The organism is Thalassotalea marina (assembly GCF_014656435.1).
Lineage (GTDB): Bacteria > Pseudomonadota > Gammaproteobacteria > Enterobacterales > Alteromonadaceae > Thalassotalea_C > Thalassotalea_C marina.
Genome location: NZ_BNCK01000009.1, coordinates 203,482 through 226,591 on the forward strand (window position 1 = coordinate 203,482; position 23,110 = coordinate 226,591).

General features: G+C 41.6%; 21 protein-coding genes and 1 tRNA gene. 10 read left to right on the forward strand and 12 right to left on the reverse strand.

All coding sequences use genetic code 11. The features are described 5' to 3' along the window. Positions 1 to 8: 8 nt before the first annotated feature. From yajC to queA, 3 genes are all read right to left on the reverse strand, one after another. Positions 9 to 344 carry a preprotein translocase subunit YajC gene (gene yajC / locus IE199_RS18260; RefSeq protein ID WP_189773551.1) on the reverse strand — a complete coding sequence of 112 codons (336 nt, stop codon included), beginning with the start codon at positions 342 to 344 and terminating at the stop codon, positions 9 to 11. A gap of 35 nt (positions 345 to 379) precedes the next feature. Beyond that, positions 380 to 1,513 carry a tRNA guanosine(34) transglycosylase Tgt gene (tgt, locus tag IE199_RS18265; protein WP_189773598.1) on the reverse strand — a complete coding sequence of 378 codons (1,134 nt, stop codon included), beginning with the start codon at positions 1,511 to 1,513 and terminating at the stop codon, positions 380 to 382. A gap of 76 nt (positions 1,514 to 1,589) precedes the next feature. Continuing rightward, positions 1,590 to 2,636 carry a tRNA preQ1(34) S-adenosylmethionine ribosyltransferase-isomerase QueA gene (gene queA, locus IE199_RS18270; protein WP_189773553.1) on the reverse strand — a complete coding sequence of 349 codons (1,047 nt, stop codon included), beginning with the start codon at positions 2,634 to 2,636 and terminating at the stop codon, positions 1,590 to 1,592. A gap of 205 nt (positions 2,637 to 2,841) precedes the next feature. Here queA and aceK point away from each other — a divergent pair, with 205 nt between their 5' ends. The 5 genes from aceK to rimI all read left to right on the forward strand — a co-directional run bounded on the left by aceK (position 2,842) and on the right by rimI (position 8,970). Continuing rightward, a complete protein-coding gene (gene aceK, locus IE199_RS18275) occupies positions 2,842 to 4,566 on the forward strand; it encodes a bifunctional isocitrate dehydrogenase kinase/phosphatase (protein ID WP_229854822.1) in 1,725 nt (574 codons plus the stop codon). A 94-nt stretch (positions 4,567 to 4,660) separates the two neighbouring features. Then, a tRNA-Trp gene (locus tag IE199_RS18280) sits at positions 4,661 to 4,737 on the forward strand. 174 nt (positions 4,738 to 4,911) lie between these two features. Beyond that, on the forward strand, positions 4,912 to 8,073 hold the full coding sequence (locus IE199_RS18285; RefSeq protein ID WP_189773555.1) for an EAL domain-containing protein: 3,162 nt from the start codon (positions 4,912 to 4,914) through the stop codon (positions 8,071 to 8,073). Positions 8,074 to 8,143: 70 nt separating this feature from the next. Beyond that, the gene (locus tag IE199_RS18290) at positions 8,144 to 8,521 is read left to right on the forward strand and encodes a DNA polymerase III subunit psi (protein WP_189773557.1); all 378 of its coding nucleotides are present in this window, start codon (positions 8,144 to 8,146) and stop codon (positions 8,519 to 8,521) included. Positions 8,522 to 8,523: 2 nt separating this feature from the next. Further along, positions 8,524 to 8,970, forward strand: a complete 447-nt coding sequence (gene rimI / locus IE199_RS18295) for a ribosomal protein S18-alanine N-acetyltransferase (protein ID WP_189773559.1) — start codon at positions 8,524 to 8,526, stop codon at positions 8,968 to 8,970. Positions 8,971 to 8,989: 19 nt separating this feature from the next. Here the strand turns inward: rimI and IE199_RS18300 are convergent, their stop codons facing one another. Both IE199_RS18300 and IE199_RS18305 read right to left on the reverse strand, forming a co-directional pair. Then, positions 8,990 to 10,186: a M56 family metallopeptidase gene (locus IE199_RS18300; RefSeq protein WP_189773561.1), complete on the reverse strand. Its 1,197-nt coding sequence runs from the start codon at positions 10,184 to 10,186 to the stop codon at positions 8,990 to 8,992. After that, positions 10,179 to 10,574 carry a BlaI/MecI/CopY family transcriptional regulator gene (locus IE199_RS18305; protein ID WP_189773603.1) on the reverse strand — a complete coding sequence of 132 codons (396 nt, stop codon included), beginning with the start codon at positions 10,572 to 10,574 and terminating at the stop codon, positions 10,179 to 10,181. Before IE199_RS18305 ends, IE199_RS18300 begins: the two co-directional genes overlap by 8 nt. Before the next feature lie 1,105 nt (positions 10,575 to 11,679). Between IE199_RS18305 and IE199_RS18310 the strand changes: the two genes are divergently transcribed. The 3 genes from IE199_RS18310 (at position 11,680) to IE199_RS18320 (ending at position 13,627) form a co-directional block, all read left to right on the forward strand. After that, positions 11,680 to 12,000 carry a helix-turn-helix domain-containing protein gene (locus tag IE199_RS18310; RefSeq protein ID WP_000122829.1) on the forward strand — a complete coding sequence of 107 codons (321 nt, stop codon included), beginning with the start codon at positions 11,680 to 11,682 and terminating at the stop codon, positions 11,998 to 12,000. Continuing rightward, positions 11,993 to 13,207, forward strand: a complete 1,215-nt coding sequence (locus IE199_RS18315) for a type II toxin-antitoxin system HipA family toxin (RefSeq protein ID WP_189773563.1) — start codon at positions 11,993 to 11,995, stop codon at positions 13,205 to 13,207. Before IE199_RS18310 ends, IE199_RS18315 begins: the two co-directional genes overlap by 8 nt. Positions 13,208 to 13,432: 225 nt before the next feature. Further along, the gene (locus IE199_RS18320) at positions 13,433 to 13,627 is read left to right on the forward strand and encodes a helix-turn-helix transcriptional regulator (protein ID WP_039995236.1); all 195 of its coding nucleotides are present in this window, start codon (positions 13,433 to 13,435) and stop codon (positions 13,625 to 13,627) included. 52 nt (positions 13,628 to 13,679) lie between these two features. On the opposite strand, the gene IE199_RS18325 is transcribed toward IE199_RS18320, so the two are convergent. The 4 genes from IE199_RS18325 to IE199_RS18340 all read right to left on the reverse strand — a co-directional run bounded on the left by IE199_RS18325 (position 13,680) and on the right by IE199_RS18340 (position 16,649). Next, positions 13,680 to 13,892 (reverse strand): hypothetical protein, encoded by a 213-nt coding sequence (locus IE199_RS18325; RefSeq protein WP_040132767.1) that lies wholly within the window; start codon positions 13,890 to 13,892, stop codon positions 13,680 to 13,682. 267 nt (positions 13,893 to 14,159) lie between these two features. Further along, on the reverse strand, positions 14,160 to 15,401 hold the full coding sequence (locus IE199_RS18330; protein ID WP_189773565.1) for a tyrosine-type recombinase/integrase: 1,242 nt from the start codon (positions 15,399 to 15,401) through the stop codon (positions 14,160 to 14,162). Position 15,402: 1 nt separating this feature from the next. After that, entirely contained in the window at positions 15,403 to 15,549 is a 147-nt protein-coding gene (locus tag IE199_RS18335) for a hypothetical protein (RefSeq protein WP_008845653.1), read from the reverse strand. Positions 15,550 to 15,674: 125 nt separating this feature from the next. Next, entirely contained in the window at positions 15,675 to 16,649 is a 975-nt protein-coding gene (locus IE199_RS18340; protein ID WP_189773567.1) for a ParM/StbA family protein, read from the reverse strand. 482 nt (positions 16,650 to 17,131) lie between these two features. Between IE199_RS18340 and mobI the strand changes: the two genes are divergently transcribed. Continuing rightward, entirely contained in the window at positions 17,132 to 17,557 is a 426-nt protein-coding gene (gene mobI, locus IE199_RS18345; protein ID WP_425322347.1) for a conjugative transfer protein MobI(A/C), read from the forward strand. Between the two features lie 66 nt (positions 17,558 to 17,623). Here mobI and iteS read toward each other — a convergent pair whose 3' ends face one another. From iteS to umuC, 3 genes are all read right to left on the reverse strand, one after another. Next, complete coding sequence (gene iteS, locus IE199_RS18350; protein ID WP_189773569.1) at positions 17,624 to 19,888, reverse strand: S8 family anti-phage peptidase IteS; 2,265 nt, start codon at positions 19,886 to 19,888, stop codon at positions 17,624 to 17,626. Then, positions 19,878 to 21,011: an AAA family ATPase gene (locus tag IE199_RS18355; RefSeq protein WP_189773571.1), complete on the reverse strand. Its 1,134-nt coding sequence runs from the start codon at positions 21,009 to 21,011 to the stop codon at positions 19,878 to 19,880. Before IE199_RS18355 ends, iteS begins: the two co-directional genes overlap by 11 nt. Positions 21,012 to 21,537: 526 nt before the next feature. Then, positions 21,538 to 22,710 carry a translesion error-prone DNA polymerase V subunit UmuC gene (gene umuC / locus IE199_RS18360; protein WP_229854823.1) on the reverse strand — a complete coding sequence of 391 codons (1,173 nt, stop codon included), beginning with the start codon at positions 22,708 to 22,710 and terminating at the stop codon, positions 21,538 to 21,540. Positions 22,711 to 22,993: 283 nt separating this feature from the next. On the opposite strand from umuC, the gene IE199_RS22175 reads away from it, so the two are divergent. After that, the coding region (locus IE199_RS22175) for a Tn3 family transposase (protein WP_189773573.1) at positions 22,994 to 23,110 on the forward strand (117 nt) is incomplete at its 3' end.

Sequence of the window (23,110 nt, forward strand, 5' to 3'; positions counted from 1 at the left end):
GAAGAACCTTATAGGTTCTTCATTGTTCCTTTTGGCAATACTGCTGACACAGCGCCTTTTTGTACAGTTACTTCTGTATTTTCAGCGATGCTAATCACGATAAAGTCTTTCTCATCAGATACTTTAACGATTTTACCAACAAGACCACCCTGTGTTAGAACCTCATCACCTTTAGATAAAGCCGACATTAAACTTTTATGCTCTTTAACACGTTTGGCTTGTGGACGGTAAATCATAAAATAAAACACTAAACCAAAAACCAAAAGCATGATGACCATTTCCATGCCACCACTTGCTTGTGCAGGACCTGCTGCCGCGTGTGCAGTACCAATGAATAAACTCATATTTTCCTCTACTTCTAATTGTTATCTATTTAAAATTAAACTTGTTCATTACCAGCAGCCAATGGTGGCACTGGTAACCCGCGTAATGCGTAAAACTCTTCAACGTATTGGTCTAACTTACCTTGCTCAATTGCATCGCGCAAACCTTTCATCACACGCTGGTAAAACCTTAAGTTATGAATGGTATTTAATTGAGCACCCAAAATTTCGTTACATTTGTCTAAGTGGTGCAAGTAGGCTCGCGAATAATTTTTACAGGTGTAACAGTCACAGTCTTTATCAAGAGGGCCTGTATCTGTTTTATTTTTTGCATTTCGAATTTTTACTACACCTGTGGTGACAAACAAATGCCCGTTTCTCGCGTTTCGTGTTGGCATAACACAATCAAACATATCTATGCCACGACGAACACCCTCAACAAGATCTTCTGGTTTGCCGACCCCCATCAGATATCGGGGTTTATTTTCAGGGATCAAGGGGGCAGTATGATCTAATATGCGCACCATGTCTTCTTTAGGCTCACCAACTGATAATCCACCAATGGCATAACCGTCAAAATCAATTGCTTTTAGCCCATTGACCGACACTTCACGTAAGTCTTCATACATGCCACCTTGCACAATACCAAACAAAGCATTTGGGTTGCCTTGATGAGCATCTTTACTGCGCTGTGCCCAACGAAGAGATAATTCCATCGACTCTTTAGCTTCTTGATGAGTAGCAGGGTAAGGCGTACATTCATCAAAAATCATTACAATATCAGAGCCAAGTTTACGTTGCACTTCCATTGAGCGCTCCGGCGTTAACATAATTTTTTCACCATTAACTGGTGAACTAAATTTCACGCCTTCTTCAGTAATTTTGCGCATCGCACCTAAACTGAAAACTTGAAAGCCGCCTGAATCAGTAAGAATTGGCTTATCCCAGTTGATAAAGTCGTGTAAATCACCATGCTGCTCGATAATATCAGTACCAGGGCGCAACATTAAATGAAAGGTGTTACCTAAGATAATTTCAGCACCGATCTCTTCGATTTCTTCAGTTTTCATCCCTTTAACGGTACCGTAAGTACCAACAGGCATAAAAGCTGGTGTTTCAACTGTGCCTCGTGCAAAAGTTAATCGTCCACGGCGTGCTTTACCGTCTTTCGCAAGCAATTCATATTGCATTGCTTTTTTAGCAGATGTATCTGTCATTTGGTTTCCTCGCCCACCAGCGAAACAGGCTAGCGGCTTGTTTTAAAAATTATTGGTTTTTTCGTGTTAAAAACATGGCGTCGCCATAGCTAAAGAATCGATATTCTTGCTCTACGGCATGTTGATAAGCACGCATAATGTGTTCATAGCCAGAAAAAGCACTCACTAACATCAGCAGTGTTGATTCCGATAAATGAAAATTTGTCACCAAAGCATCAATTAATTCAAATTGATAACCTGGAGTGATAAAGATGCTGGTATCACCATAAAATGGTGCGACAATTTCACCTTGTTCAAGCGCCGCTTTAGCTGCACTTTCTAGTGAACGAACAGAAGTAGTGCCAACCGCAACCACTCGCCCGCCATTTGCTTTTGTGCGCTTAATTTGCTCAGCAACTTCTTCAGTAACTTCGACATACTCAGCATGCATGACGTGATCTTTAATTTCATCAACACGCACTGGCTGAAACGTACCTGCACCTACATGTAAGGTAACAAACGCAAGCTCAATACCCTTCGCCTTTATTTTTTCCAGTAGCGCATCATCAAAGTGCAACCCTGCTGTTGGCGCAGCAACAGCACCAGGCTTTTCACTGTATACCGTTTGGTATCTTTCTTTATCACTATCTTCATCTGGACGGTCGATATAAGGCGGCAGTGGCATGTGGCCAATGTCTTCAAGTACATGAAGTAAATTTTCTTGCGCATGAATTTCGATTTCAAACAATGCGTCATGCCTTGCTACCATAGTCGCCGATACCTTTTCTTCAAGTATCAACTCAGCGCCAGGTTTTGGTGATTTGCTTGAACGAACATGAGCTAAAAAACGCTTATCATCTAAAATACGTTCAACCAAAACCTCAATTTTTCCACCTGAGGTTTTACGACCGAACATGCGAGCTGGAATGACTCGTGTGTTATTAAAGACTAACAAGTCACCTGGATTTAATTGATCTAATACATCAACAAAACCGAGATCTTGGATTTGCCCTGAATTGCCATCCATAACCATAAGGCGACTAGCCGTTCTATCGGCTTTTGGGTAACGAGCAATTAAGTGCTCAGGAAGATCAAAAGAAAAATCTGCGACTCGCATAGCAATAATGGGACAACTCTTTGGTGATTAAAACCGCGTAATTCTAGAGTTCTAGGCCTCGAATATCAAGTAAAACCCACAGAATCACCTAGCAACTATCACTGGTATTGATAACCGCTATTTTTCAAGTTGCGCTACCATTATTTCTATAATTTCGTATGCTGAGGTAAAACAACATGTTAAATGTACAACAGGTCTAGGCAAAATGGATATTCAAGCTAGAGCAATTGCCAGCTGTATTCTCAACAGCTTTGAACGGCATATATTTATATTTTCCCGGGAAACCGCCCTAGCAAAGTCTAGATTTGAGCAAGGTGATTGGCACTTAGTTCACCAAGTAGCTCGTGAAAGAACCGATTATTACGATCTGCGTGTACAAGAAACACGACAAAAATTAAAACATGACTTTGCCATTAACAAATTAGATGAAGTGCAATGGCGAGAAGTAAAAGGCATTTACATCAACTTTTTACAAGACCACCCGCAAGCTGAACTTGCTGAAAGTTTTTATAATTCTGTTTTTTGCCAGTTGTTTCATCGTCGTTACTACAACAATGAATTTATATTTTTTCATTCAACACTAAGGCAACGCCAAGGTGCTAACCAACTATTTACCCGCTATCGGCTAAAAGCTAACAAAAGTTACAAAACCATTTTAGCTATTATTGAAAATGCAGGGTTTTCCACCCCGTTCCCGAAGTTAAAGCGAGAAATAGCGCAGTTGATGCAGCAATTCTCTGCGCAGTCAGGTATTTCCCTGAACGCCAATGAGCAGTTAACACTAGACATAGTTGACTCGGTTTTCTATCGAAATAAAGGCGCATATCTTATAGGCCGTTTAGTTAACAAAAACCAACAAACTCCTTTTATTGTCGCCATAACCCATGATTTAGCCACAGGGTTACATATAGATGCATTGATCACGTCACAAGAACATATGGCCGTTATTTTTGGTTTTGCTCGAGCTTACTTTTTTGTTGATTGCCAATACCCGTCAGCCCTTGTCGACTTTTTACAACAAATGATGCCGCATAAAACTCGTGCAGAGTTATATTCATCTATTGGCTTTCATAAACAAGGTAAGACACAATTTTATCGAGATTTTTTTGACCATCTCAATCGCAGTGATGATCAATTTGTGTTGGCTCAGGGTATTAAAGGCATGGTGATGTCGGTGTTTACTCTGCCCTCTTATCCATACGTATTTAAAATTATTAAAGATGAATTTTCCCCTAGTAAAAACATTACAAAAGAACAAGTAAAAGCAAAGTACCGATTGGTTAAACTTCACGACCGAGTTGGTAGAATGGCCGATACACTTGAATATTCCCAAGTCGCTTTTCCTAAAGCTCGATTTAGCCAGTCTTTGTTGCAAGAGTTAAGGGACGTGGCACCGAGCATTGTCACTGTAGAAAACGATCAAGTAGTAATTGAACACCTTTATATTGAACGTAGAATGACACCTCTTAACTTGTACTTAGCTGATGCAAACGCCCAGCAAATTGAACAAGCGATGTTTGGTTACGGCCAAGCAATAAAACAACTGATCGCTGCCAATATTTTCCCTGGCGATATGTTGTTAAAAAATTTTGGCGTTACCCGTCATGGCCGCGTTATTTTTTATGACTACGACGAAATCAGCTACATGAACCAGGTTTGCTTTAAAGATAAACCCATACCGCAAAACGATGAGCAACGTTACGCATCAGAGCCTTGGTACCCAGTCGAGCCCGGGGATGTGTTTCCAGAAGAACTTGGTACTTTCGCGTTGGCTAACCCCCAATATAAGTCGGCATTTTTAACTCATCACAGTGAATTGCTTTCCAGCAAATACTGGCAACAAATACAACAGCAAGTGGCACAAGGTATTATCAATGATATATTTCCTTATCCAGAAGAGCTTAGATTTTGCCACCTAGACGAACAATAACTCGCCAAGATGACGCTAAATCGAGCAAACAGTAAAAAAATGAAAAATTCCGCTTTACCTTTGTCTTTGCATCAGTATAATTCACCTCCGTTGCAGGGGTATAGTTCCAATTGGTAGAACAGCGGTCTCCAAAACCGACGGTTGGGAGTTCGAATCTCTCTACCCCTGCCATTTTCTCTTCTCTTTATTTTTATCAATAAAATTCTTCATATTACTTTTAATTGTTGTTCTTTCACGTGCATAATGATCACATGATGTAATCAGCCACAATATATTGCTGTCGTTTTAAACAAAACATATCTGACAATGTGTGGTAGCTAGTATGATTTGTATATGCGCAAATGTGTGACTTCTTTATTACTGCTGTTTGTTTTTACTGCTCTCTCTCCTTTGAGCGCAGCGTTTGAAGCTGGCCTAAAGACACCATCTGATAAAACCTATCAACAATATCTTAATATTTTTGATGACACTTCATTAACTAACACTCAAAAGCAGCAACAAGGGCAAGCACTTTTATTTGAACTTGACCCACAACAGTCACCCCAAATTAGTGCCCTAATTTATATCCAACTTCTTAATATTGCTGCGGAAGAGTCAGCAAAGATTCGATTCGATAGTTTAAAAGAACAATTAGCAACGCTAACGATAAATCAAAACGATAAAACAACCATTGACGCTTTACTTAGTATGGCTGAAATCAACTTGAATCGTAAAATGGGGAAACACCCTCTTGCTATTTTGCAAGCTGAAAACCTTCTTCAGCAGATTGAACAACAACCACCGGTTCGCCACAGCAATGTTTACGACGGTGCTTTAGTGTTATCAGTTGTAGATCACGCTTATCTTTATTACTTGTTAGGCAATTCTTTTTTCCTATCCGCTGAATATGCCACGGCACATAAGTACCTTTTGTTGGCCATGGACAAATATGAACAAGTGAAAAACTTGCCAGGACAGGCCGTTATTTACACTAACTTGTCGATGATAAGTTGGGCTCAAGGTAACTTTCCCCAAGCAATTTTTCACACGAATCAGGCGTTAGATATCGCCAATAATCTCAATAATGAAGCAATGTTAATAAACAACCTGCTTAATAAAGGTATTTATTTTCAAAATTCAAAAAAATATGACAATGCATTATCTACTTTTAGAAAACTGTTAAGCCACCCAAATATTAAAAACTACCCGCTTTATCAAATTAAAGCTCTGCTGGCTAAAGCTGACACGATTCAATCTACTGGCATGTATGAACAAAGTCGTATCTTTATTGAAAACGCGATTCAGATAGCGACTGAGCATGATGATTTAGTAAACCTTAACACCGCTAAAATCAGTTTGGGTAATTTACTTACTCAGCAAAAAAAGTATGAACAAGCGCTACCACATTATTTAGAAGCAGAAGCTTATTTTGAGCAAATGCAGTTATCTAGATTGCAATCAGTTGCCTTAAAAGAAACCAGTAAAATGTATCAATACAGTGGTCAATTTGACAAGGCATTAGATTATTTTCAACAGTTTCACGCGCTTAATGAAAAAATGTTGAAAAACGCTCAAAAATCAACGGTGTTAAGTTTACAAGAAAAGTTTTTGGCAGAAAGTAAAACTAAACAGATTGAGTTGTTAAAAAAGCAACAAGAAATTGACCAAGTTCGTATTTTAGAAGTGGAGCAGCAACGCCAGATCACGCTCATCGCCAGCACTGCAATTATTATTATTTTACTCTTGTTAATTAGCCGCTATTTCACACGTAAAGAATCAAAAAATTTAAAACAACTTAACCAAACTATTATTGAAAATGAAAGTCAATTAACCCTATTGTCACATGCTTTTAGACACACCTCGGATGGTGTATGGATAGTTAATGCCAACTTTGAGTTAGTCGCGGTTAACAATGCTTTTGTGCAACATACCCACAAAACCCGCCATCAAGTAATTGGTAAAAAGTTAGCGTTTGCCGCGGTTAATGGTCAGGACGAGATGCTAGCAGAACGTATTTTATTGCAGACAAAGCTGGCAGGTAGCTGGCAAGGTGAATTGTTTGACCAGCGAAGCAACGATGAGATTTACCCTATTGAATTAGAAGTAGATGCAATTGTAGATGACAATGCTAACGTGACTCACTATTTGGGCATATTTCGAGATGTAACAGATAAACGACGTACCCAAGAACAATTGTCACGTTTGGCTACACATGATGAACTAACTGGCCTTGCCAATAGAACTTTACTTGAAGAGCTGGTTTCTCAGTCTTGTTTAACCGCACAGCATACGAAAAAGCTGCCAACCTTGCTGCTGGTCAATGTGAATGGCTTTAAAAAGATCAACGACTCGTTAGGTCATAGCGTCGGCGACAAGTTAATCGTTGCAATAAGTAAGCGCCTTAAAAGCCAACTTTTCAGCAAAGATATTATTGCCAGGCTTAGTGGTGCAGAATTTTGTGTTTTGTGTGAGCTAAATGATCCAAGGCGCAGTGCGGTTAGGGTTGCTCAAAAGGTCATGGAGACCTTCGATCAAGTTTTTAATATTGATGGCCATCAATTGAATATAAGTGCCAATATGGGTATTACCATATACCCTCAAGACGCTAAAACCAGTGACGAATTGCTTAGAAAAGCCGCTATTGCCATGTTAGATGTCAGCAACAGCAACAATATCGGTTATCGCTTTTTTGAGCCCAAAATGAACACTTCGGTAACCAAGCAATTAGAGCGTGAGCAGAAAATATTAAACGCGATTAACAATCAATATTTTGAATTTTATTATCAACCCATAGTTGATATTTCAAGCAAAAATATTGTCGGTGCAGAAGCGCTGATCCGTTGGGTTGAACCCGATGGCACTGTCATCTCTCCTGCTAACTTTATTCCTGTTGCTGAACAGGCTGGCTTTATTGACCAAATAGATCGAATTGTAATTGCTCAAGTATTTTCTCAAGCAGCAGTATGGAAAAAACAAGGTTATGATTTTGGCGTTATTTCATTAAATTTATCTGCACAAATGTTTCTCAATGCCGAAGAGCTCATTACCATGTTGACGGCAAAAATGAGTCAAAATCAGGTAGCTGCTTCAAACTTTAAACTGGAAATAACTGAAGGTATGTTGCTTGGCGATATTCAACGTGGTATCAAAACTATGCGAGACCTGAAAGGCTTGGGCTTTCAACTATCGTTAGACGACTTTGGTACAGGCTATTCGTCACTGAATTACTTGAAAAAATTCCCTATTGATTGCTTAAAAATAGATCGCAGCTTTATCTCCAGCATGCATAAAAATAAAATGGATCAGGAAATTGTCGCTAGCATTATTTCACTCGCACACACCTTAGGCATTACAGTGGTCGCCGAAGGTGTCGAATATGAAGAACACTTGCAGTTGCTGGCTGCCATGCAATGTGAACTGTACCAAGGTTTTTACTTTAGCCAACCTGTACCAGCAGAAACCTTTGAGGTATTACTTACCGAAAAAAGTATGAAGGCAAAACACCAAAACAAATTGAAATTAACTTAACAAAAAAGGCTAGTCACCTTATACTGACCTGCTTAGAATATTCACTGTCAGTTAGTAGAACCACGTTAATATGATCCAAAGCCAAAAGCATTTCAATTATCTGCAGGAAATGGGCGTTTCCCTTTGGCGACGACGTGTACTTGACACAAGTATTGACACTATAAAGGCTAACAACCAGCAGGCATCTTCACTACAAATAAATGTAGCTGACCTGCTCACTCAAACACTTTTCACCGATATATTACTGGTATTATCCATTGAGCCTTCAACAGTTAAGCAAATAGACCAAGCGACAATTAATTTAGGCGATTTTCAGTGGCAGTTCTGCGAGCAAAATACCTTCAGCTTTAGCCAACAACAATTAACAACGCCTGTGTTAAATGAGTTAACAACACCAGCAAACAAACGTGCTTTATATCAGCTATTTATAACCAATCAATTAGTGTAGTTATGACATTGAAATTCACCGCAATCACACAAGATGACGTAAGTCAGCTGATGCCTATAGAAAATGCTTGCCACTCCCACCCGTGGAGCGAAAAAACTTTTCGTTCATGTATAGGTGGTCGCTATTTTTCCTACTATGTAACATTAGACGATAAAATTTGTGGCTTTTATGTGGCTGAAATCGTATTGGACGAAGCAACCTTGATGGATATTTGCATCTCGCCAGACTTTCAAGGTCAAGGACTAGGCAAAAAGGCATTAAACGATTTTGTTTCAAAGGCTCAAGCACTTGGCGCGAACACGTTATTTTTAGAAGTTAGAGCTAAAAATATCTCTGCTTTGATGATGTATATAAATGCTGGTTTTGTTGAAATCGCCCGACGGACAGGTTATTACCCGAGTGAAATAGGCTATGAAGACGCCATTGTAATGCAAAAAAAGTTGGCTTAACTTTGATGAGCTCCTCTCATTAATCCATCACAAAATCCATTTGTAACATCTGTTTGGTTACCTTAAACCCTACAGACTCAAAGCGCCATTTTTCAAGCGCTTTTACAGCATTTTGCTCAAAGGTATTTTTGGGGTTTGCTTCAATCACTTTAACCCTGCTGACATAACCTTCATGGTCTACATCATAAGTAAGCTTAACGTAGCCTTCGACGCGATTCTGCGCAGCGTTTAGCGGATATTTTGGTGATATACGGGTAACAACAGCAAGTTTAAAGCCCTGTTCGATCCGGTGATCACTATACACCTTACCGATAAAACTTAATGACACTAGCGAAGCTAATAGAGATAGTACAACTAAAGATAAAGCAATCTTTGTTGGTACCTGATTATGTTTAATTTGTTTCACTCTTTCGATTAGTTGATGTTGTGTCGAGTACAAATTAAAAGCTAGGGTACTTTGCGGTAATTGTTGCTCACTAATCGCAACCGCTAACAAAGCTTTACTATATTCAACCCTCATAAATTCTGTTTTGTTTGCCAATACTTGAGCATCACAGGCTAGCTCCTGATCGCGCCTAAAATAGCGATAGGCTAGCCAAACAAGAGGAGTAAACCAAAAACAAAGTACAAGAATAAAGGCTAAAGTATTCCACAGATTATCACGACGCTGAAAATGACATAACTCATGTTCAATGATCATCTGTTGATGGTGTTTAGGCAGTGCTTTTTCGAAATTATGCGGTAATACAAGTTTTGGGCTCACGATACCAATAAGTATTGGTGATTTGATGTTTGCACTAAAAAACGTTGGCAAATGATTCACTCGATGTTGTAAACAAACTGAACCCTGTTTGCCCACAGGAACTAAGTTTAACCGGTATAACAACCTATAGTGTTGCCCTGCACTAAACATTAAACCGATAAAAATTCCAGACAACCAAATAAATTGCCACCAACTGTTTGTACTATATTGCCTAACGACGCTTGAGGTTGAAATCACCATAGATTCTATAGGTTGAGCCAACTGTACCTCTTGCCATGGAGCCGGCAATAGGAAGACGAGTAAAGACATTGGCAACATGCTCCACAGCACGTACATAACATTTACGCCTAAATGAGCAATGACGTGTCGCCTGACAGCTAACAACAAGACAATAGCGAGATTAAGAAAGGCGACATACGTCAATATTTCGTTAAATAATGAAAAACTAAGCATCTTGGCCTTTGTTACCGCTTTGTTCTTTTTCCCAATCGTCAATGATCGATTTTAACTGCTCGATGTCCTCGGCTTGTAAGGTGTTGTTTTTTGCAAAACCAGCAACCAAAGGAGAAAGTCGGCCAGAAAAGATCCTTTCAATAAAGCTTTTACTGGCCTTTTGTCGATAATCTTCACGGCTAACTAGTGGAAAATACAAATAGGTTCTTCCTTGTTTTTCAAAGGAAATCGCCTGTTTTTTAACTAATCGATTAATCAGCGTTTTTACCGTTTTATCATGCCATGGTTTATCTTTATTTAACCGTTCAACAAGATCGTTAGCCGTTACTGGATATTCGCGCCACATCGCATCTAAAATTTCGAACTCTGTTGGTGAGATTTCTGCCATATCACTTAATTTTTCCATTCGTCATCCCCTTAGATTACACCTGTAATAAGTTATGTCAATCAATGGAAAGCTGACAAATGAACAACCTAGATATAAGCCTTAAGCATTAGCGCTTTCTTTCACTTAAACTTTTTTATTTACCATCACAAAATTGTACTGTTTTTATTGCTGCCCTTGCCGCAGGTTTGGGGTATAATGCCGCGCGTAATTTTTCATCTATTTTCAATTGATAACATCTAACGGGTAATTTGCATGTCTGTACAACAGCAGGAAGTCGATATTCGCAGAACCTTCGCGATCATCTCGCACCCTGATGCCGCCCAGCCTTTCAACGCTTAAAACCACCTTTCATTGCACACCACAATCACATCTCTACGTACTGAATTTAAAGGTTTTTTGTCTTTTTCTCGTTTCTTTGCTTTTCAATGATGTTCAAGCGTAACCTCGGAAAGTGTGTACAAACTTGAGTACAAATTCCGTTTTAGAGGCCTTTGGCGAAAATTCCATGACACAAACCTGGCTGTAGGCCTTTTCGTTACTGGGTTTGACGTAAAAAGTACTACCGTTAAAAAGAGTCTCTTTTTTTTGGTAAATGTTTTCTTCTGTGCCAAATTACAAAATTTAATGAGGGAGTTTATTGTTGGTGTAATTTTTGCTCTAGTGTTTGTTTTTGAAGATGCTTGAAGCGAACCAATACGGTTATTTCTAATTGAGATATCAGACTTACCTTCAAATTTAGTTGCTGTTTACACCATCATTTTGCACTTGTTTTTCGACTTGTGTGTACAAAATTTCCTGTAACTGTGTACAAACTTCCTCTTTGTTGCACTTATCTTCTGGCGATTTGACGCGAGTTCTTCTGTAGCCCTTGCTGTATAAGGTCTGAGCGACAAAAGTACTTAGGGAGTTTGATGCGTCAGTTCGCGATTATCAGCGAGAGTATCGCTCTTTTGTCGATGACAAAAATCTCCTTCTACTTATATATAATTATGTATCAGTTCATCACTTTTGATATGTAATGGCTAATCGAATTTGTGTTATTTGAGTTACTGTGATATGTTTTTGTATATAATTATTCTTAAGTGATGCATTAAGGCGTATCGAAATGAGCTATGTAACAGAGCAGATACTAGAAAGTCTTCGAGAAGCTCGGGTACGAAAGGGGTTTAGCCAGAGAGAGTTAAGTGCTCGTTCGGGGGTGCCTCAAAGCCATATTTCGAAAATCGAGTCTGGCAGTGTTGATTTAAGAATATCCAGTTTGATTGCACTTGCCCGTGTACTAGACCTAGAGCTATTGGTTGCGCCTAAAAAATCTGTACCTGCCATCAAGTCGATCATTCGAAGTGGACAAGGTATTAACGGCATCAGCGACGAGGGTGAGCCAATGTCGCCCGCATATCAGTTAGAGGAAGACGACGATGACTAACCATGTCTCTACGCTCAACGTTTTGCTTTACGGTGAACCCATTGCAACGATCACCAACGTGGGCAATGACAGAACGATTTTTGCCTTTATGGATTCGTACATTAATGACGAATCACGGCCTGTGTTAGGGCTTGGCTTTAAAGATTCGCTAGGTGGCTTGCTGACTAGCTTCAAACCTACCCAAACTAAGTTAACCCCGTTTTTCTCTAACCTTTTGCCAGAAGAAACCATGCGTAATTACCTGGCTGAGCGTGCTGGTGTGAACCCAGCACGGGAATTTTTTCTATTGTGGGTACTGGGGCAGGATTTAGCTGGCGCGATCACGGTTGAGCCTGCGGATGATGAAGCCTTACCACCTAATGTGCATCAAGACATAGAAGGTGAAACGAAGACAGATGGGCCAATGCGTTTTTCATTAGCGGGAGTGCAATTGAAGTTTTCAGCTGTGCAGCAGGCAAATGGCGGTTTGACGATCCCAGCAACCGGTCAAGGTGGTTCTTGGATTGTAAAATTGCCGTCGTCTCGATTTGAAGCTGTGCCAGAAAATGAATATTCGATGATGGAACTGGCTCGAATGTTGGGAATGGACGTGCCAGAAACGCAGCTACTCCCTATTAATCGAATTGCTAATATCCCAAATGGAATTGGCAAATTTGGTGACAGTGCGTTTGTGATTAAGCGTTTTGACCGTGCAGATGGTCAAGCTGTGCACATTGAGGACTTTGCGCAAGTGTTTGGCGTTTATCCTCAAGATAAATACAAAAAAGCTAGTATGCGGAATATTGCTCAGGTTATCGGTATTGAAGGCCAAGACGAAGACATTGCAGAATTTACTCGCCGATTGGTGTTCAATACTCTAATTGGTAATGCTGATATGCATTTGAAGAATTGGTCTGTGATCTACAAAGATAAGCGCACAGCGTCTATTGCACCTGCTTATGACTTTGTTTCAACCATTCCCTATATCCCAGATGATAGTGCATCGCTTAAGGTGAGTCGTAGCAAGAGATTCAGCGATTTCACGCTGGATGAGCTATCACACTTAGCGGCTAAAGCCATGTTGCCAGAAAAATTGGTGTTAGATACCGCAAAGCAAACTGTAGCAGGCTTCCATGAGGTATGGGCGAAAGAAAAAGCGCATTTACCCCTCACTAAGTCAGTGATTGAAGCCATCGAAATGCACTTACGAAGCATACCGCTACGCTGAATTTCTGGAAGCTAGAGTGTGAATATCGATGTTTGTCGTAATGATGGTTTAACTTCACGCTAATTTACGGCGCTTTGCGCCGAAAATTGGACGTTTGGTAAACTGAATAATGATACCAGTGTTTTTATACGGCTGATCTTCTGAACAAATCATGCATCTTTCTGACCATCAACAAGTGATGAATCAGGCGATGATAGCTTTACATTGATTTTCAGGAGAATGCAGATGACAGCAGTAGCGCACCAAGTAACCCCTTTTCTCACGTCTTACGAAGTTATGGCTCGTTACCACATTAGCTATACGACGCTCTGGCGAAGAATAAAAGATGGCAGCTTGCCTCAACCTCGTATCAACCGAAATACACGAAACAAGCTTTGGCACATTGAAGACTTGGAGGAGTATGAGAACAGTGAAGGTTGAGCAGGGTTTAAAGTGTTAAGGGCAAAGTACAGCCCTTAACCTCTTATCAGTATTATTCGTTGATGTTGTCAGGCTTGTCGTGATTTGGATTGTTTCGGGCGTACTCCACACCATTGCGCTTGTAAATGTGCGTGTCTGGATGTTTACCTTCCTTAACTTCACGAACCAGTGTTTTTCGACTTACTTCGCCGCGCCCTGTAATTGTGTAGCTATCATTTCCACCATTTTTACCGCCATTGCCGTTGATACTTGAACCTTTCGCCATCTGGAATCCTCAATAAATTGAATCTAACTGGTTGTGCATTCAAGAACAGCAATTGAACCAGGGTTTCACTTCCTAGAGCACTACAAAATACATGTGGTTTCAAACTGAGAAACTCAAGAGTTCAGGCTGAAAAATGACCAGATTAAACCCTGATGATAGCTATGGGGCTTAAGCCTAGTTTTAAAGCGACCAGTCAAAAAACAACATTGAGAAGGTTTTTGACATGGTCACAATTAGGAATACCAATCTACTGGTAGCGACAAATTCTTACTGTCCGAAACGCCAGTTGAATGGAAAGCCTGTCGGCTCGATGATGGTTTCTAGTTGTTGATACCAAACGTCGTAAGCATGACGCATTTCATCCAGGTACTGATATTGGTTGTAGATAGCATCCAATCCTTTTTTGCTGTGGCCAATCATCAACTCGGCAACTTCTTGCGTCGTGATGGCCGACATTCGTGTTCGCATCGTTCTTCGAAGATCATGCATAGACCAATGTTCCATCTCAACACCAAGCGACCTGCGAGCCCAGATTTTCACATTGTTAGGAATAGTGGTATCAAAGCCATTTGTGGCAAGCTCTTCTTGTCCGTTCGCGGGAAACAAGTAAGTTGATTTGCTCATCTGCATCGCCAATTCAATCAGCTCAATTGCAGGCCTAATCAATGGTCGCATGATTGGCGCTCCAATTTTCTCACCTTGTTTGCGGATCTCTATGGGCACTGTCCACATTGCAGATTGCAAATCAAAGTGATGCTTTTCAGCTTGAATGAGTTCACCCTTGCGACCGCCCAATAGCAGAAGCAGTTTTATGTAGATGCGGTTCTTCTCAGTGATTTTTGACTCATGCAAATAGCGCCAAAGTATCCTGATCTCGTTGTCATTTAGCACCCGAGTTCGTTTGCCTTTCTTACCGCCAACCTTTTTTGCTGTGATCCCAGCGGCAGCGTTAATTTCCAAAATTTGTTCATCAATCAGCCAGTCATAAAACTTGTGCAGCACAGACACCAGACGTTCTGTGTTTGAAGGGGACGACTCCGAAACCTCACGAAGACAGTTTCGTAAGGACAATTCATTGATGTCAGTTATTGGGTACTTGCCAAGTCGGGGCAGCAAATATATTTCACTGCTGCGTTTTTGGTAGTGCCACGTTTTCTCCTTTAGCCCTTGCTTACCGGCAGAGTCTATCCAGTCTCGAAAAATCGATTCGAAGCTTTGGTTGGCAGAATACTTGGCCCGTTCCTGCTGTAGGTAGAGCTTGGGGTTTCTGCCCTGGTCGAGTACCGCCCTTAACCTATCCAGCTCATTCCTGGCTTCAGCAAGCTTCATAAGTGGGTAAGTACCTATGTCTACCCGCTGTTGCTTGCCATCGAACCGATAACGAAACTGAAAAACAATTTTGCCCTTGGGCGAGACCCGAGCACTTAGTCCATCTCGGTCAGCTTTTACTACGGTTTCTTTTGCTTCTTTATTTAACCTGGCATCGAGCCAGCTAACTGATAACGCCATGTTATAAGCCCAGCCCTAGTTTTGATTTTAATGATTGTTTGCGTGATTCTGCTTTGGGTTCTGGCGCTGTACTCATAGAAGTCACTTCACCATCTGGTGCATGGCCATCCACCGGTGCAGATGTAGTGGATAAATTGGGTTGGCTCATGTGGATTAAGCCAAAGGTGGCCAGCATCCTCAGACGCTCAGCGCGTTCCCGTGGCGGCGTCTTTTCTAATTCTTTGAGCAGTTCAGGGTGGCTCCCTGGGGGAATGTTGACGACGACTCTCATGATCACGCCCCATAAAACCAGAAGCCTCGGACGTTCGCCAAAACAGACTGTTCCGGTACGATAATCTTGCTTCGTGAAAAAATCTCCTTGGCCGCTTCCTTATAAGCCAAGGCTCCACCTCCGGCGATCAATACCAAGTCCGCATTAATGCTTTCGTCACGCATGGATTGGCGCATGGCTGTAAGAGCAATAGGCGCTACCTTTTTCATGGCAGCATTCAGATAAGGTGAAATATCGACTTTTTCTCCAAATAGCAGCACCTGCAAGTCGCCGGTTCTCATGGCTTTTTCAAGTCGATCCATACCCACTTTGGCACCATGATCTTCCGAAATCAGCTTATCAATCGTTTCCAGTAGCACGGACATTGCCTGAAGACTGGTTCCTGATGAGCTGTAGCGAATTTCTCCGGCCTCAAGGGCAACCCAGTCAACAGAAAAGAAGCCGGGATCGATGACGACGACGCGACCTTCTTCAATCAAGCCCAAATCACCACCTGTTTGAACCAGATCCATGTAGGCACCGGCAGGCTGCGGCAGCACTTTGACGTCATGAACAGTGATGCTGCGCTTAGGTGTCACTTGATGGACACCTTTTAAACGCTGCACAAGGTCAGACTTACGTTGTGGTTCATGAAACTGGGAAACCGGTAATCCAGTGACAACCAAATCGATGGAGTCAGTTTCAGCCATTAACAAGGCGGCATGAAAAAGCGCCTTATAGGTCTTTGTGGTGGGATACTCCGGGTGAAGCTCTCGCTCCCAGCCTTGAAGGCGTCCAGCAGGCACTCCAGCGGCCCAACGCTCATTATCGACAGACACATACAAACAAGTTTCATCATCGCCTCCACCGATACGCTCCGGCATACGATCCGCAGGACCGGCACCCGCAGGCAGAATAATGGTTTTCGGTTCACTGCCTGATTGGCCAATTGCCAGCTTCAGGTTTGAGTAACCGATATCTACGCCTAGTACAAACATACTTATCTCCTGTGCACTCAAAGTGCTCTAACGGTTTTCAACTAACCGCGCTGTTCACGCTTGGGCATGTCCAAGTGCTCTGGCGGTTCACTCAAATGTCATTATCAGGATTCGGTGTACTGGCGGTGGGCAGAAAGGTGACAAATCCTTTCATCTATCTGCCTATTGCATTTTCGCAAAAGTATGAGAATAGGCTCTGTTTGGCGGCGGATGACTGAGCCAGAAAAATCGAGACGCCAAACGTCGTTTGCATTCTGGCCTGAACTTGCCAAACGGTTTGTATTTTCATGGCAATACGTCTTTTTAGGCGTTTTTAAGTGAAATCGGCCTGTATCCCTTGTCAGGTATGGGATTGCGCGAGTTGATTTATATCGAGACGCCAAACAGTGATTGTTACGGCAGTTTTACGTTTGGCGTTTCGATCCAAAAGCCAAACGGATAGTGGTTTTGGCTTTTGGGGTTAATTGGATGGGGAAATTGGTTTGGTAGAAATCGTCAATGAACAATGGAAAGCAGAGGTATCAGATTTACTTCAGCAAGAAACGGACAGGCTAAAAGCACTGGCACGAGCTGAAGTTGATGACTTTTGGGTTACCCATTACAAGGTTCGCGAGAATGCGCCTTTTAAAGACTGGGGGCTGCTTGGTGTCCGTATCAGAGACTTTAAGTATGGCTTTGGCATAGAGTGGTATATCAACAGCTTTCACGGTCAACGAGGCAAGCGTGTAGTCTTTAGTAAAGGGCTGCGTATTTCAAAGACGAAGCTGAGATACGCATTTTTGGACTGCCAAGGTTTGGCCAAAGAATGGGAGCTAGCGCTGGCCATGGAGAAAGAAGAATTCTTCAGTGATATTCGACGCCAGGTTGATAAGCTCAACATGCTGCGTCGAAGGGTTAATGCATATTGAGATCGTAATCTTCGTAATAGTTGTGAACTAATTAAGATTACGACCCACAATTATTATGCCTCATAACTATTGCTGGATAGTAATTGGTACATTTACTGCAACTGGGTTTAGTATCCAGCCATTAGTCTTTAGCAATCTCACAGCATCACTGTAAAGATTTGTTCCTTCTTTGATTGATTTTATTGTAACAAGTAAAACTGTTTTTTGGGGCGTCGCCGGATTTTGTTCTTCTGCCCTGATGGTCGATTCCATCTTGAGCTTCCATGCAGCAACTCCAGTACCTTGAGGATATCTTTTCTTGTGAGCTTTTGTAGGTGACCACTTAAAGGAGTTCTTTAGCTGGTTAATTTCATATAAGTCTTTTTTCTCAGAAGGCAAAGGCGGTACTTTTCCCTTAAATATAGTTTTTAGCTCCCCTGTTTTTTCGTCCAGAACATCTTTTGTTTCCCCCATTGAGACGCTAATGTTTACACGACTGTATTCTGAACCAAAAGATCTATCAAAAGGAGGCGAATAAACCAGTGTCATGGCTACTTCTCCCTTAAACATTCCAGCGTCTTGAACTGAAGTTGGCAATGGAATTGGACTTCGCTCAAACTCAACTAATCCATGACGAACATCGACTTCAAACATCAGTGTGATTTGATCATCTGTGCAATAGAGTAAGTCGTCGATATCTCCAGGCTTTCCAAACCCTGTAGAATACTCGTAACCATTGCAGCCAAGTACTGCTGAATGAATTACTAGTGCTTTTACCTTCTCTGGTGTAGCGACAATTGTTCCGTCTATTGATTTCCATGCATTTGCCGCTATAGAAGAAACTATAGGGGTAGCAAAACTAGTCCCAACAGATTCGAACATTTGGTTGTCTGGCCCACATGATAAGACTCCTATTTGTGCAAAACTTCCGCTGGGAGTGCAGTTTCCTCCATAATGGATCACTTCTGGTTTTGGAGTAAATGCAGGTCCTGGGCCGATTCTCGAAAATGGTGAACATTGGCCTGTTTCAGAAGCGGACAGAGGGTTTTCCTTATGAGCCATTGATCCAACAGTTAATGCTCTTAATGAATCTCCTGGTGAAGATACTCGACTTTCACGGAGCTTTTCTTCTTCAGGTTTGCTCGAAGTAAACGAATTATGATTTCCTGAAGCAACAACAAACAAAATACCATGCTTCTCACTGAGGTCATCAAGGAAGCATCCAAAGTCCGAAAACGCATTAAGTGGAGTTGGCTCTGACCGACCTATTGATAAATTCCAAATTTTGATTTCGGGAAACTCTTCAACTGCTTCTGAGATCATATCCATCAGATCGTCTTCGGAAGCGCTTCCTGAAGTATCAAATACGGTAATATCTACTAGTTTTGCTTGCGTGTTAGGGAAACCGCTACCTTGATAATTTAGAGAGCTTGGAGAGGCAATTAACCCTCCTACCATTGTGCCATGAGATGTATCAAGCAGGTCTTCAGGTACAAAAGACTTTCGACCTACGACCCACTTATTAATCTGTATTGATTTTCGGCAAATACCCGAGTCAACAACAGCTACCACCGGATAATCAACGCCTGTTGTTGGGTCGGGTAGCAATAAATTGTCAATCGGACCAACTGGGCTTGTCGCTAATTTATAGTCAGTAGGAGTGTAGGTTGGCATTTCTTCGATAGAGCGCACAGCAACGTTATTTGCCAAGTTTTGAATAGAGAGTTTGCTCTTAGCTTTTACCGTGTGAAATCTGGTATGCGGCGAAAACTCTCTAAAAGTGATATCGAGAGATTCGTTTGCAGTTGATTCATCAAAGTAGTTCTTAACAACAGCATTCTGGCTGTCTTTTAAGTGATCAAATAGATGAATTTTGTATTTCTGAACACCAAAATCATCGTCATCTAAACTTCTAACTTGAAGCCTATCTTCACTTGAAAATACGCTAATCTCTTCAATTGCTGCGATATCTGGTTGAACTGTTTTTGCCCTAGATTGAACTCTCTGTCTGAGTTGCCCTAACCCCTCCTCATTAGCGCTAACGAGCAAAATTCCAAAATCAGCGCTTCCAATGATAGGGCAAGTATTATCTTTAAATACATTGTCTGGTCTGTGCGATTTAGCCAATGCATTCTCTAGTAACCTGACTTTTAGAACAGCTGGCACGTTGGGATGCGATTGAAAGTGCTGTTTTAGTTCTAAAGTAGACTTATCTATATCCGATTGCAGTTTATCAACCAGCTCTTTGGTAACTTCGCGAAGTGGCTTTGGTCCGCTTTTGGGAGGTGGCGTATCCCTGAAATCGCGTTGTGTAATTTTTACAGCTTGTATTGGGTTATTTTTATTGCTCATTTTCATCCCTATTTAGCAAGTTTGATATTTTTCCTGTAGACATTCCAAATATTTTTGAAAGCAGTCGCACTGTAAAAAGTTCTGAGTTTAGATTTTTCAACTCTACTAGTTTGTCCGTGGCTTCTTTTTCAGACTCAATTACATTTGAGTATCGAACCATTGCAATCCGATACAACAACTCTTGCTCAGTAGTCTGATTTTCATCATTCAAAATCGCTTTTCTTTTTGCTGCAACGCATATTTGAGCAATAATTGCTCCCGATAGTCCAACTGAATGCTCAACTGTTTTCTGTAGCTTAGATGGAGAAAACTCTGCTAACTCATTACGGTAAATCTGTTCTCTTGTAACAGAATCTGGAGCATTTAGTTTAATTCGAAGCTCGAAGCGTCTCCAAACAGCAGGATCCAACAATTGTTCGTGATTTGTTGCGGCAATGATTATTGTATCTTTAGGAAGTGCATCGATGTTTTGAAGCAGACTGACTACCACACGTTTTAACTCTCCCAACTCATGTTGATCGTCTCTTGCTTTAGCTAAAGCATCAAACTCATCTAAAAACAAAACGCATGGCTGCTGCGATGCAAAGTCAAAAAGTGATCTTATATTCTTAGATGTTGAGCCAAGAAGCGACGATACCAAAGAATCGCAACGAGCAGTGAACAACGGTAGTTCAAGTTGTGCGGCTACATTGTGAGCAAGTAGTGTTTTACCGCAACCAGGAGGACCATACAACAATAGCGATGGGGCACTACTTAGGCCTGCATCAGCTAATTTTTCTGCTTTTAAAACAAAGGAAATAAATTCATCAACTTGAGCTTTAGTTGTTGCATCAAGAACTGCCATGCCAGAATGATTAGACCCTGGATAGGTAATATCAGCTAACGCCATATGGCTATCTTTATCAACAGGTGCTCTCAACTGACTTGCTGGCTGTGCCGATGCTAAGTTATAGCCAGAAGCCAGAAGACTATCGGACATGGAAGTTCTTAATCGTTTGGCAATCTTATGCTCTCCATCACTTTCTAATTTGTCTGCAAGAAATTCTGTATAAGCTTTTACCTGATTGATCTTTCCAAGCACTCCACCTTCAATAATTTTTGATAATTCTCTCGCATACTTCATTTTTAGGCCTTTATGTGAACATAGGTGCTGAATTTTGAACATAATAGCACTAAATTGAGTTTTAGTGTAGGTTTTGTGAACGCATTTTCGTGGGGCTTCGTCAATAGTTACGTGAAAAAACTTAATTCAATCGCCCGTTACACAGAGGAGGTACGTTATGCCAACAGGGGCTTAAGCCTGAGACAAATCTTGAATCGTCACATTGTGTAGGACTTCAGCTTTTTCTGGGTATCCGTGTTCAAAAGCTCACATGGAGATCTCTCAGTCCAGAACCCTTTTCAGTAGTAAAATCGAGTTTTTGATCATTTTTTCTTTTATGAATAGTCAATGTCTTGCGCTTGAAGTCGCGTCCTGTTCATTCAATATACAGTTCTACACTGCATTGAACCCGGCATAAGAAATAGGTTCTAAGGTGGTTAGCTTTCTCTGGCCATGGAGAAAGAAGAATTCTTCAGTGAATTTCGACGCTAGGTTGATAAGCTCAACATGCTGCGTCGCAGAGTGAATGCCTATTGAGTTAACTGCGCTACTTCACTCGCGGTAATTGGTCCCAGCGTGTTGTATAAGCGGGAGATAAATGCTCTCGCTTCATCGACCAATCTTTCTTTGTACCCTGTCCAGCAAAGAAAACCTTTCCGGCACCGCTTTGGTTAATGGTGTCCAATACAGACATCAACTGTTGGCTATTAGAGCGGGTCGATACGTCATCGAATAGTCCTGGTTGAAACATACCAGGATCGTAAAAGTCAGACAGCATGACGCCCGCTTTGGCATAACGAAAACCATCCTTCCAAATTCGCTTGAGTAAGTGACTGGCCAGCTCGATAAAATCCCGCGTATCGCAACTGGGTATCAACAACTCGCCCGATGCAGAGTTGCTGTATTGCGGCTCGTTTTCCTTGAAGGGGCTGGTACGTATAAACACGGTCATCACTTTGGCTTGCTGCTGTTCTTTGCGAAGCTTCTCAGTGGCGCGGGTTGCGTATTCGCAGACGGCTTCACGTAACAGTTCAAATTGCGTTACTTTTTCGCCAAATGAACGGCTACAGACAATTTGTTTTTTAGTTGGCGGGATCTCTTCAAGCTCAATGCACGACTCGCCATTGAGCTCTCTGACGGCTCTCTCTAAAACCACCGAGAACTGGTCTCTGATGGCTCTAGGAGAGGCATTGGCTAGGTCTAAGGCTGTGGTGATACCCAACGCATTTAAACGCTTAGAAAGCCGTCTACCAACGCCCCAAACATCATCAACCGGGACTAATGCGAGCAATCGACGTTGCCGATCTGGATTGGTCAGGTCTACAACGCCCTGAGTGGCTGGATACTTTTTGGCGGCATGGTTAGCCAGCTTAGCGAGTGTTTTAGTCGGTGCAATGCCTACACAGACGGTGATCCCAATCCAGTGGCCTATGCGCTCTCGCACTTGTTGTCCGAACTCGCCAAGAGATATGGCAGACTCAATACCGGTTAAGTCCAAAAACGCTTCGTCAATGGAGTAGACCTCTACTCGTGGTGCCATCTCTTCCAAAGTGCGCATCACTCGACTGCTTAAATCTGCATACAGCGCATACAGTTGGCTAAGAATTCCCGCTAAAAATAGACGAGTAAGTGAGCAACCATTCTGCCGCATGGGTTGCTGGCGTCTAACACCAGAAAAATCACCCAGCCCAACCCGCTGTCTATTTTTTAAGGTGGGCATTCATCTACATGTCTAATTTTTTACCAATTTGATCGCTAAGATGTACTAATTTGATTACCGAGGGAGACTGACGGACTAATTACTTAGGGGCTTAATCGTACAATCTCCACTCGACACCACACAACTCACTTCTGGACATTTCTGAGTTGCATTTTAGCTAATTTAGAAAAACATGAATTAGATAAAGTATGGAAATTTCAAATCAATATGAGGCGGACATGAAGAAATTGAAAAAAGTAGCTTAACTGGGTTGGTCAATTTTGGTTGACCACGTCATGTTCCGGTGAGTACGCAAGTCATTGGCGCTAACGAATATGAAGGTCACTTTGCTTTTGACTTACTCTATAACAACTCTTCAGATATACAGCCTAATACCTTATCGACCGATACGCATGGTACC